Annotated in this window: 8 protein-coding genes; 7 read left to right on the plus strand and 1 reads right to left on the minus strand. The window is 47.8% G+C overall.

Features of this window, described 5'->3' with window-relative positions; translation table 11 throughout:
- Positions 1-73: 73 nt before the first annotated feature.
- Genes HII30_RS18860 through fucU form a run of 4 tightly spaced genes read left to right on the plus strand, consistent with a single transcriptional unit; the run spans position 74 to position 4,565 of the window.
- Entirely contained in the window at positions 74-1,864 is a 1,791-nt protein-coding gene (locus HII30_RS18860) for an L-fucose isomerase (RefSeq protein ID WP_169506596.1), read from the plus strand.
- 27 nt (positions 1,865-1,891) lie between these two features.
- Entirely contained in the window at positions 1,892-2,551 is a 660-nt protein-coding gene (locus HII30_RS18865; protein ID WP_169506597.1) for a class II aldolase/adducin family protein, read from the plus strand.
- Between the two features lie 30 nt (positions 2,552-2,581).
- Complete coding sequence (locus HII30_RS18870; RefSeq protein ID WP_169506598.1) at positions 2,582-4,093, plus strand: FGGY-family carbohydrate kinase; 1,512 nt, start codon at positions 2,582-2,584, stop codon at positions 4,091-4,093.
- A 37-nt stretch (positions 4,094-4,130) separates the two neighbouring features.
- Positions 4,131-4,565, plus strand: a complete 435-nt coding sequence (gene fucU / locus HII30_RS18875) for an L-fucose mutarotase (protein WP_169506599.1) — start codon at positions 4,131-4,133, stop codon at positions 4,563-4,565.
- A 54-nt stretch (positions 4,566-4,619) separates the two neighbouring features.
- On the opposite strand, the gene HII30_RS18880 is transcribed toward fucU, so the two are convergent.
- Positions 4,620-5,672 (minus strand): LacI family DNA-binding transcriptional regulator, encoded by a 1,053-nt coding sequence (locus HII30_RS18880; RefSeq protein WP_169506600.1) that lies wholly within the window; start codon positions 5,670-5,672, stop codon positions 4,620-4,622.
- Positions 5,673-5,851: 179 nt separating this feature from the next.
- Between HII30_RS18880 and HII30_RS18885 the strand changes: the two genes are divergently transcribed.
- From HII30_RS18885 to HII30_RS18895, 3 genes are all read left to right on the plus strand, one after another.
- A complete protein-coding gene (locus HII30_RS18885; RefSeq protein WP_169506601.1) occupies positions 5,852-8,971 on the plus strand; it encodes a glycoside hydrolase family 38 N-terminal domain-containing protein in 3,120 nt (1,039 codons plus the stop codon).
- A gap of 234 nt (positions 8,972-9,205) precedes the next feature.
- Positions 9,206-10,579: a hypothetical protein gene (locus tag HII30_RS18890; RefSeq protein ID WP_169506602.1), complete on the plus strand. Its 1,374-nt coding sequence runs from the start codon at positions 9,206-9,208 to the stop codon at positions 10,577-10,579.
- 23 nt (positions 10,580-10,602) lie between these two features.
- A partial coding sequence (locus tag HII30_RS18895) for a hypothetical protein (RefSeq protein ID WP_169506603.1) occupies positions 10,603-12,178 on the plus strand: 1,576 nt, incomplete at its 3' end.

The raw sequence follows: 12,178 nt of genomic DNA on the forward strand, positions 1-12,178 counted from the left end.
GAATGTGGGTTATCCCGCTCCTGTTTCTCTTCTACAATGAATGTAACTTATAAATCCTAGGAGGCATCAATTTATGGTTGCAAGCGATTACAGATGGAAAGACGGATTTCCCAAGATCGGAATCAGACCTACGATTGACGGCAGAAGGAAAGGTGTACGTGAATCGCTCGAAGATCAGACAATGAACCTGGCCAAGGCGGTTTCTTCCCTGCTGTCAGAACATTTGCGCTATCCTAACGGGGAGCCTGTTGAATGTGTGATTGCAGATACATGCATTGGAGGCGTAGCCGAGGCAGCAGCAGCAGCGAAAAAGTTTAAGAATAACGAAGTGGGGCTGACCATTACCGTTACGCCTTGCTGGTGTTATGGTACAGAAACGATGGATACTGACCCGTCCCTTCCTAAAGCGGTTTGGGGCTTTAACGGAACGGGCAGACCGGGTGCTGTATATTTGGCCGCTGTGCTGTCAGCACATGCTCAAAAAGGGCTTCCGGCGTTCGGTATTTATGGCGAAGATGTTCAGGACGAAGGTGACAGTGTCATTCCAGATGATGTTCAGGAGAAGCTGCTGCGCTTTACGCGGAGCGGTCTGGCTGCGGCGTATATCCGCGGGAAATCCTATCTGTCCATGGGTTCTGTGTCCATGGGTATTGCTGGCTCCATCGTTAACGATGCATTCTTCCAGGAATATTTGGGCATGCGGAACGAATATGTAGACATGAGTGAATTCACTCGCCGTTTGGAAGAAGGAATCTATGATCCGGAAGAATTTGAAGCTGCTCTGTCCTGGGTGAAAGATCATTGTAAAGAAGGAGCAGACAATAATCCGGAAAAACTCCAGTCCAGCCGGGAGCGCAAGGATCTGGAGTGGGAAACGGTTGTGAAAATGACCCTGATCACCCGTGATCTGATGATCGGTAATCCGCGTTTGGCTGAGCTTGGTTTTGTGGAAGAGTCTCAGGGACACCACGCCGTTGCCTCCGGGTTCCAGGGACAGCGTCAATGGACAGACCATGCGCCGAATGGAGATTTTCTGGAGACTATGCTTAACTCATCATTCGACTGGAACGGAAAACGCGCACCTTATATTGTAGCTACCGAGAATGACAGCTTGAACGGGGTCAATATGCTGTTTGGCCAGCTGCTGACAAATACGGCTCAAATCTTTGCAGATGTCAGAACTTACTGGAGCCCGGCATCGGTAGAGCGTGTAACCGGATATAAGCTGGAGGGGCACGCGGAAGGCGGTCTGCTGCATTTGATTAACTCCGGATCCGCTGCACTGGATGGAACAGGAGAGCAGGAGATTGACGGCAAGCCTGCATTAAAGCCATTTTGGGATATTACAGATGAGGAAGTTACCAACACGCTGCAGTCCACTGAATTTAGACCGGCAAACGTTGAATATTTCCGCGGCGGCGGCTTCTCAACAGATTATTTAACCCGCGGCGGCATGCCAATGACCATGCATCGTCTGAATCTTGTAAAAGGACTCGGACCGGTTCTTCAAATTGCAGAGGGCTATTCTGTAGATTTACCGGATCACGTTCACCAGACCCTGGATCAACGGACAGATCCGACTTGGCCTACTACCTGGTTTGTGCCGAAACTCACCGGTCAGGGAGCGTTCTCAAGTGTCTATGAAGTGATGAACAACTGGGGAGCCAATCACGGAGTGATCAGCTACGGACATATCGGAGCCGATTTGATTACACTGGCCTCCATCCTGCGTATTCCTGTGAACATGCACAATGTGCCTGCAGAGCAAGTGTTCCGTCCGAGAGCCTGGGGAATGTTCGGAACAGAGCAGGCTGAAAGCGCTGATTTCAGAGCCTGCCAAAATTTCGGACCACTATATAAATAAACAAGAGATGAAGAGGAGTCGAGAATCATGCTGAACATGGAAACGCGTCAAGAGTTGTGCAAATATGCTGCGAAAATCGTGAATGACGGTCTTGTCGTGGGCCCGGGCGGGAATATCAGTGCCAGAAGCGGGGATTACATGTACTTGTCTCCAAGTGGTTTCGCGCTCGAAGAGATTGAACCTGAACAGTGGATTGAAGTGGACATTGCTACCGGAGCGATCACAGATACCGGCATGCGTCCATCTTCGGAAGTTCTGATGCATCTTTACGGGTATCGGGTTAATCCGGATATGGGAGCGATGGTTCATACACATCCCGCACACTGTATCGCGTTTACCCTGATTGAGCAGGAGCTCCCAGTGATGTTTCCGGATCAGGCGGCACTTGTTGGCAGAACGGCATATGTTCCTTATATTATTCCTACAACAGATCTGCTGGCAGATGCTGTGGCGGCGAAGGTGAATGAAGCCAGTTCGATTCTGCTCGGCAATCATGGTCTGGTTACGACTGGACGAAATCTTCGGGAAGCTTACTACCGTACTCAGGTGGTTGAAGAAAGTGCGAAGATTTACCTTGCTGCCAAGGCAGCGGGTACGCCGAAGCCTCTGACTGATCAGGAAGTAGACGATATAGCGGCTCTCGAGAGTGAAGACTACCGGATTCAGCTGCTGCAAAAAATGAAATAATCAATTGTAATTGTAAAGGCGGTGTAACGTGTGAAGCAAAATTCTTCTGTGCTTGCCTTTGATCTGGGCGCCAGCAGCGGCAGAGCGCTCATCGGTAAAGTTATACCGGACGAGAACGGCAGGGCAGGCCGGCTGGAAATCACTGAAATTCACCGCTTTCCGAATATTCCAGTGCAGATGGGTAATCATCTGCACTGGAATTTTACTTCACTGCTGCAGGATGTGAAGTCAGGAATCAGGAAAGCATTTCAGAACGGTTTTCACCCTCAAAGTTATGGTATCGATACATGGGGCGTTGATTTCGGTCTGATTGACCGCAACGGGGCTTTGGCGGGCACTCCCTTTCATTACCGGGACCGTCAAACGGAAGGGATGGTAGAACAGACCTGTGAACAGGTGGGGAAAGAGCGGTTGTTTGCAGAGAGCGGTCTTGAATTTATGCCCTTTAATACGATTTATCAGCTGAACGCTATGGTGAAAAGTAATTCTCCACTGCTGGAGATCGCAGACACCTTATTGCTCACACCGGATCTGCTTCATTATTTTTTGACAGGCCGCAAGGTCTGTGAATTTACAATGGCGACAACCACGCAGCTTTATCAGGTTCAGGACCGTGAATGGAATGTGAAGCTGATGGAAGAGCTGGGGATACGTAAATCGATGTTCCTGGACCCGGTAAACCCTGGAACGGTCATTGGTCCGTTGACGAGTGAGGTTTGCATAGAGCTGGACACACCGGCCATTACAGGCATTGCAGTGGCTTCTCATGATACGGAATCTGCAGTCGTTGCAGTTCCAGCGGATGCTGAGCCATTTGCCTATCTTGTATGCGGTACCTGGTCCTTGCTGGGCACGGAATTAACAGCTCCTTTGCTTTCCCGGGAAGTGATGGAACTTGAGTTCTCAAATGAAGGCGGGGCGTACGATACATTCCAGCTGCTGAAAAACATCATGGGGCTCTGGATTTTGCAGGAATGCAAGCGTCAATGGGATGCGGAAGGGGAATCCTGTTCTTTTGCCGAACTGGTGAAACTCGCTGAACAGGCTCCTGCTTATACTGTCTGGATCGATCCAGACGATCTCCGGTTCATGAATCCTGGCAATATGACAGCAGCCATTGCAGAGTACTGCAGGCAGACCGGTCAGTGCATGCCGGAAGACAAAGGTGGTATTGTACGCTGTATTCTGGAAAGTCTAGCACTTCGTTACCGTGAAGTGGTAGAAAGAATGGAACGCCTAACCGGTCATACCTATTCAGGGCTTCATATGGTAGGAGGAGGCATTCAGAACCGCCTGCTTTGTCAATTGACCTCCAACGCGCTGGGCCGCCCTGTATGGGCAGGACCTGTGGAAGCGAGTGCAATCGGCAATATGCTGGTTCAGCTTACGGCAAACGGCATCATTTCCAGCAGAGCTGAAGGTGTAGAACTAGTGAAACGGTCATTTCCAATACATGTCTATCAACCGGAAGACGCCGATGCGTGGAATGCCGCTTATGACAAGTACAGGGAATTGATGATGGTCACACGCTCCAAAACATAAGAAGCTTCACCATATTTCTGCCAGGGAGGCGCTATTGATGTTAAAAGGAATCTCCAGTCTGCTTACACCGGATCTGCTTAAAATTCTAATGGAAATGGGACATGCAGATGAAATTGTGATCAGTGATGGCAATTTCCCCGCCGCCAGTCATGCTCAGCGTCTAGTCCGCTGTGACGGCCACGGGATCCCGGAGCTGTTGGAAGCCATCTTGGGACTGCTGCCGCTGGATGTATATGTAGATTCACCGGTTGCATTAATGGCAGTGACACCTGGTGACCCGGTAAAAACTCCGATATGGGAAGAATACCGTAGTATCGTTAAGAAACACCACAGCGTGGATATTCAGCTTGAAGAAGTGGAGCGCTTTGCGTTCTATGAACGGGCTAAGCAAGCTTATGCGATTGTTTCTACGGGTGAAACCGCGCTGTACGCTAATATCATTTTGAAAAAAGGTGTCGTGGTACCTGATTGATTCTACAATAAATTCAGAGGAAGGTCCCGTATTCGGGACCTTTTTTCATTGCACTTAGGCGGAATCCCGTGGCAGCAGTTTGGTCGACAGCATGACGGTTTCCTTAGGTGTGCCTGGCCGATCAATTCTGCGAGCAAGTGATTCAATAGCCCTGTGCCCCATTTCTTCCTTGCTTAGATGAATGGTGGAAAGAGGTGGGCTGGAGTTCGAAGAGGCCATGACATTATCCATACCCATGATGCGGCAGTCGTCGGGAATATCATAACCGTTATCCTGAAGCGTTCGCATCCATTCTAATGCAATATCGTCATTCGCGCCAATCCATGCGGTGGGTCGTTCATGTACCGGGATGCGGTTTAGACGTTCCAGCAGATCAGCACTCCAGGAGCCTCTTTCGTACGGAATTTCCCATTCTAGCAATTGAACCGGTTGAAATGAGGATTCATCTTCGGCAGCAAGTCGGATACCGATTCTTCTCTGGGTAAAGCTGGCGGAGCGTCCGTCATCCGTGATGAAACCGATGTGATGACACTGCCGGGATTGCAAATATCTCACTGCCGTCCTTCCGGCTTCAAGATTATCATGACCAATCGTATCGCAGTGGAGCAGAGGTTCTTGATGATCAACCAAGATCAGATGGTGTCCTGTTTGAGCGAGCATTTGAAGAACAGTATAAGGAAAAGATCCCATGACAATGATACCGACACACTGACTCCAATCCAGATAAGGAGCAATGGTCTCCTCAGGAGACATGCTGTCATTTCTGTGTTCTAAAGAGGGGGAGACGATAGCATGATGCCATTCTCTTTCACCAGCGGCGGTAATCACCCCGGACAGTACCCGCTGCCAATAATTGGTTTCGACCCGGTTTTGTTGATTCATACAGATTAGTACAAACTGTGAGAAAGCATTCGTGGATGCGCGGTTTAACGATACCTTGGGCTCTGCAGCCATCATTTTGCCATATCCCATCGAACGGGCCAATTCCAGCACACGGGTACGTGTGGCCTCGCTAACACCTGGTTTTCCGCTCAATGCGCGGGAGACAGCGTACTTGGACAATCCCAGCTGGTCTGCCAGCGATTGAATGGACACTTTTCGTGACATTTTGTACGCTCCTTTATTTCTTTTTTAATGTGTCGTTAAGGATCAATTGACGATGCAAGCATCACCAAGTACACTAGTAATTAATAACGTTATCATAATTCACAATAACAAAAATAACAATACATATGAAGAGGTTAACTAACATGAGACTTTTCATAATGTAATGGAGGAATGTGTCTGTGATCCGCATCGATCGATTTATTCAATTTCTTTCTCAAAATCAGTGGAGAGAGTCGCTGCCCATAGAGCAATGGCATATGCGTAAAGCGAAATATATCACCCCCGGCGTTTATGAATACGAAAGTGATTCATCGGAACTGGTGTCTGTTAATCCGCTGAACAGCAAGCATGGAATCACCTATTTCTTAAGTCGCCAACTTGAAATTCCAAGTCACTGGCATACTCAGGAGACGGCTTTGGTGTTCGAGGCGGGAGGAGAAGGACTGCTCAAGGTAAACGGAGAACCTTTTCATGGTCTTGACCGCAATCACTGGTTTGTGCCGCTTGCTGCAGAGCGAGTGGGACGACAGCCTTTGCTTGAAATTGAGCTGTACGACCCGATTCCCGAGCCAGTGGATCCACTTAATCAGCAGGCGGTTATACAACCGGTAATCTCCGGTATTGTCAGTAAGCTGGTATGGGTGAACGAGCCTATCCAAAGCCTGATGCATACTGTCAAAGTTGCGGCTGATGCGTGCAAGCTGCTCCCCGATGATGATCTGCGCCGCATTCGTGTGCGTTCAGAACTGATGAAGGTGATGGACCAGCTGTATGGCGCTCCAGAAGATGTGCTTCTAGATGGTGAATTCATTCAAGCCATTGAAGCCAAGCTTGCAGAAATCGTAAGGAAAGAAAAACCTGATCAGGGCATGAACGGTGTTATGCATATGGTCGGTCAATCCCATATCGATATTGCATGGCTGTGGCCGGTTCGTGAAACTGTGCGCAAGGTAAGCCGCACATTTTCGACCGTATGTACCTTGATGGAGAAATATCCGGATTTTAAATACAGTCAGAGCCAGCCGATATTGTATGCTTTTGTTAAAGAACACTATCCGGATCTTTATGAGAAGATCAAACCGAGAATTGCTGAGGGACGGTGGGAGCTGGTAGGCGGCATGTGGGTTGAACCTGATTTAAATATACCTAATGGTGAATCCCTTGTGCGTCAAATTTTGCATGGCCAGCTCTTTTACGAGAAGGAATTCGGCAAGCGTTCCGAGATTGAATGGCTGCCGGATACATTCGGATACTGCGCTTCACTGCCTCAGCTTTTGAAGCAGGCGAATGTGAAGTATTTCATGACGACCAAGCTGGGATGGAATGATACGAACAAATTTCCGTATGATCTGTTTAACTGGGTAGGGATTGACGGGACCTCGTTGTTGTCCTACCAGAATCATGGTGTGAACGAACATACCATACCTAAGGATATTCACGAACATTGGGAATCCTTCGGACATAAAGACCAGCAGGACGAGCTGATGCTGCTTTACGGACATGGCGACGGCGGCGGTGGCGTGACACATGAAATGGTAGAGTATGTGCGCCGCGGAGATCTGATGCCAGGCCAGCCGAAGGTACGTTTTGCCACCGCTGCGGATTTCTTCGCCAGCATTGAGCAGAACCAGCCCGAACTGCCAAAATGGCAGGGAGATCTCTATCTCGAGCTGCACAGAGGAACGTTTACTACGCATTCCAAAAACAAGCGGTATAACCGCCATTCAGAACGCCTTTATCGGGAAGCGGAAATCTGGGGCAGCTTTTCGAGCGCGGATCCATCCATCACGCATGTTGGATCAGATTTGGAAAAGGGCTGGAAGCTGATCCTGCTGAATCAATTCCATGACATTATTCCAGGCACATCGATCCCTGAGGCATATGTTACTTCAAATGCTGAATACGAACAGATTTTTGAAATCGGGGAACAGGCACTTGGATCTTCTCTTGAGGCGATCACATCAAATGTGGATACATCAGCAAGGCAGGGCCAGGCGTATGCTGTCTTTAACAGTCTGGGCTGGAAGCGTCAGGAGACGATTACCATCACAGGCGGAAGTGAGCTGCTGGGTGTCGAAGTTTATGATGAGCAGGGGCTTTTAAACAGTGATATCAGGCTGAATGCAGATGAGAAAACCTATGAGCTGTATGTGCAGGTCAAAGACATTCCCGGCTTTGGATACAAAACGATCTGGGTCTCCCCCAATCAAAATGATGTTCAAGAAATGGCTTCTGCAGCCGACAGCAAGTTCCCTGAAGTGCTGGACACGCCGTTCTATACCCTCACGTTCAATGATCTGGGTGAGATCACCAGCTGGGTGGACAAAGGAACAGGCCGGGAACTGATTCCCGCTGGTCAAAAGGCCAATGAACTGCAGCTGTTCCATGACAGACCTACCTATTGGGATGCATGGGATATCGATCCGCGTTATGAAGAGCAGCGTGCGGAACACGTTGAGCTCGTTAGCAGAGAGCTTGTCCTTGAAGGTCATACTAAGAAGGTGCTTACTTTCAGCTGGAAACTCAGCCAGTCCACCGTCCATCAAGAAATCACCTTGTATGAGGACCGGAGACGTGTGGATTTTGAAACCTTTGTAGACTGGAAAGAGGATCACAAGCTGCTGAAGGTGGCATTTCCTGTGGATATCGTTGCAGCTAAAGCAGCTTACGAGATTCCATTCGGGGCGCTGGAGCGGCCGACACACCGCAATACGAGCTGGGAGCAGGCACAGTTTGAAGTGTGCGGATACCGCTGGGCTGATTTGTCCGAAAATGGCTTTGGCGTCAGTCTGTTAAATGACTGCAAATACGGGTACGACATTAAAGATGGCATCATGCGTCTATCCCTGCTGCGGGCACCATCGTGGCCGGATGTGGCTGCTGATCGAGGCACGCATGTCTTTACTTACTCCTTATATCCGCATGAAGGAAACTGGGGGCAAGCCCATACCGTTCGTGAAGCAGCAGAGCTGAATACGCCGTCTCAGATCATTAAGATTGACAGCAGTGGAAGCCTTTCACTGCCGGCATCCCATTCCTGGCTGTCATTAAACAGCGATCATGTTGTCCTTGATACCATTAAACCAGCTGAGAACGGTGAAGGCACCATTATCCGTTTATACGAGTCAGCAGGCGGACGTGAGAAGATCACGATCACCTGGCCTCAAACAGCTGCTCAAGTGGTGAATGTAAATCTGCTGGAAGACGAGCTGGGGCAGGACGGCATTGAAATATTGTCCGATGGATCTTGGCAGCTGTCCTTTAAGCCATATGAAGTGAAGTCCTTGAAGATTAAATAAGAATTAACATTAACTTCAATATTGAGGGTTCTTCGACCGAATTAAACGGTTGAGGAACCCTTTTATGTTTTCTTTATATAATTTGGTCGTGATTTTATATAAGATAAACGGTTAAAACTTCCAAGTGAAGGTTAAAGAAGCAATAAGTTTGTAGAAAAAGTGATCCAAGCATGGCAAACTCACGTATCCTTCGTAACACGAAATGAAAATGCTGCATGGGAAGGGAGGTGAGACTTGCAAATGCGTGAACACTGCATGAGCCTCATCAGATGGAAGAAATGCACTGCAATATTAACTCTGATATTAGCCGGGTTCATAATTCAGTCATTGCTGCCATCGAAGGCCTCTGCACTGCTTAAAGAAATAGTGGAACCTGTTTTATCGACCAAACCTTTAAACAAAGAATCATCGGATCACAATGTAACTCAACAAAATGAAGAAAAATCCGGTTCGCTGTTAACGGTACCTTCCATTAAGGTAGACACTCCGGTTTTAAAAGTAGAAACACCAAATATATCTGTGAATCCTGATCTAAACCAAGGTTCATTAAATGTAGATGTCTCGTCTACTAAAGTTGAAGCCCCATTGGTTCAATCAGAAATTTCTGATATATCCGCTGGTGTTAAGGCTGATAAATCGGTGGTGCCTGAAGTCGAGGTTAAAGCACCATCAGTCAAAGCGGAAACACCGCTAGCGCGCGTGGAAACATCATCAGTCGAAGCTAAGACCGACAGCTCTAACGACGGAGTTATACCTAAAGTTCATGTCCAGGCACCTTCCGTATCTGTGCAAACACCGGTCGTCTCTGTTGAGACAAAGCCTGTACAGACGAAAGTAAGTCCTAGGCGAGATGCTTTGCCTGATGTTAAAGTAAGTGTGCCTGTGGCTGAAAACCCCAAAACTCAGGAGCCTGTGGAAGTTAAGAAACCAACGACAGCTGAATCTAATCCGAATGCTAATCTGGATCAGGTGGGAACGAATAAATCATTTGAAGACGCTTCCAATACGTCACAGCCTGTCATAGATTTAGTGACAGTAGAGCCCGTGAAGCCTTTGGAAGACGAAAAATCTTCAAAAGCAGATCTGACTCCAGTGAATGAACGTTCAGACGTAGAGGAGCAAGAGACTGACAAACCTGAACAGATTGCAAAGGACAATTTGGTGACTGAAGATAAGCTCGTCAATGATGAGATCTTGTCTGATAAAGCAGTGCTGTCAGATCAACTGAGTGTACGCTCCAACTTAGCAAACATAAGCAACCCTGCTGCCTCAGTTGAAAAGGGTGAACCAACCGCATCCCCTTCAACAACAAAACAGAGACTGCCAATGACTTCAACTTGGAGTTCGAATGGTATTGTCGCTGTTCCTGTAAATGTGATGAATGGGACATCTGCCCCGGGTTCTCCGAGCAGTGGTGTAAATGGTAATGCGGGATTGCATTCAGTTATATCCGATTTTTCCGATGTTAAAAGTTTAGGTTTTGATAAAAATATCATGATTCTCAGGTCCATGTATATTTTAGGCAGTGATCAGTGGTCTCAACCACCGCCGGGTCAACCGCCCATGCATACACTTCTCTCAACCGTTGAAAACAAAAAATTCAATTAAAAATGAGAAGGAGTGTATGTAAAATGAAAAAAGTTTCGCAATGGGCCAAGGTATCCGTATTGTCTGCTTCGTTTGTTCTGGGTGTTCTGGGTGTAAGTCAAGAAAGTTATGCTTCCTCTTATGAACAGAGCAATTCATCCGTATTGGGAATCGCATTAAATACTAAAATCGATCTCAATGCAGGTGCAATTTCAGACTCTAATTATGACAGAGATAGCAGATCAACAGGTCAGGGCAGTGCTTTAGATATTGGATTAGATGTTGATGCAGGTGTGAATTTGCAGTCTCAATCCAGTTCAAGCACAGAACATGATTATGATGAAGCATCCCGTAGTTCAGAACGTTCTAACAAGGCAGGGCTGGATGTCAACCTTGCGGCAGATGCGTCAACTCAAAGCCAATCCTGGAGTAAACATGATAATATCGGATCTCACGATGGAAATGCTTCAAGTTACGAGCAGCAGCATGCTTCTCAAAGCAAACTTGGTTTAGATGTGAATGCATCAAAAGAGCTGGAATCTGCTTCTAAACAGCATATTTCAAATCACAATGATCTTGATGTTTCAGAACATTCTAGAGAAACCATGAAACGTTCCAGCAGTGATTTAGGTTTGAATCTTAATGCTTCCAGAGAAACTGAGTCCTCATCCAAGTCGATGGAGTCGAGCAGCAACAACGGCCGTGACGGCGAGAGCAGCTACACTTCATCGAACGAGAAGCAGAGCGCATCAAAGCAAGACTTCGGTCTGGCGCTGAACTCTTCTAAGGAAGAGGAAACTGCCTCCAAGTCGATGGAGTCAAGCAGCAACAACGGCCGTGACGGCGAGAGCAGCTACGAGTCTTCGAAGGAGAAGCAAAGCGCTTCAAAGCAAGACTTCGGTCTGGCGCTGAACTCTTCTAAGGAGAAGGATACTGCCTCCAAGTCGATGGAGTCGAGCAGCCGCAATGACCGTGACGGTGAAAGCAACTACGAGTCTTCTGACGAGAAGCAAAGCGCTTCAAAGCAAGACTTCGGTCTGGCGCTGAACTCTTCTAAGGAGAAGGAAACTGCATCAAAATCGATGGAGTCAAGCAGCAACAACGACCGCGATGGTGAAAGCAGCTATGAGTCTTCGAACGAGAACTATACTCGTACCATGAAGGATTTCGATCTGGCTCTGAACAATGCAAAAGAGACGGAACGTATGAACTCTTGGATGGAGCGTAGCAACAACGACCGCGATGGTGAAAGCAGCTATGAGTCTTCGAACGAGAACTATACTCGTACCATGAAGGATTTCAATCTGGATCTGAACAATGCAAAAGAGACGGAACGTATGAACTCTTGGATGGAGCGTAGCAGCAACAACGACCGCGATGGTGAAAGCAGCTATGAGTCTTCGAACGAGAACTATACTCGTACCATGAAGGATTTCGATCTGGCTCTGAACAATGCAAAAGAGACGGAACGTATGAACTCTTGGATGGAGCGTAGCAGCAACAACGACCGCGATGGTGAGAGCAGCTACACTTCTTCGAACGAGAACTATACTCGTACCATGAAGGATTTCGATCTGGCTCTGAACAATGCAAAAGAGACGGAACGTATGAACTCTTGGA

This window comes from Paenibacillus lemnae (assembly GCF_012933385.1).
Classification (GTDB): Bacteria; Bacillota; Bacilli; order Paenibacillales; family Paenibacillaceae; genus Paenibacillus_AQ; species Paenibacillus_AQ lemnae.

Bases quoted from the DNA above. Each gene is read 5' to 3' on its own strand.
- HII30_RS18860 (WP_169506596.1), top strand. From the start codon at position 74: ATGGTTGCAAGCGATTACAGATGGAAAGACGGATTTCCCAAGATCGGA.
- HII30_RS18880 (WP_169506600.1), bottom strand. From the start codon at position 5,672: ATGTCACGAAAAGTGTCCATTCAATCGCTGGCAGACCAGCTGGGATTG.
- fucU (WP_169506599.1), top strand. From the start codon at position 4,131: ATGTTAAAAGGAATCTCCAGTCTGCTTACACCGGATCTGCTTAAAATT.
- HII30_RS18865 (WP_169506597.1), top strand. From the start codon at position 1,892: ATGCTGAACATGGAAACGCGTCAAGAGTTGTGCAAATATGCTGCGAAA.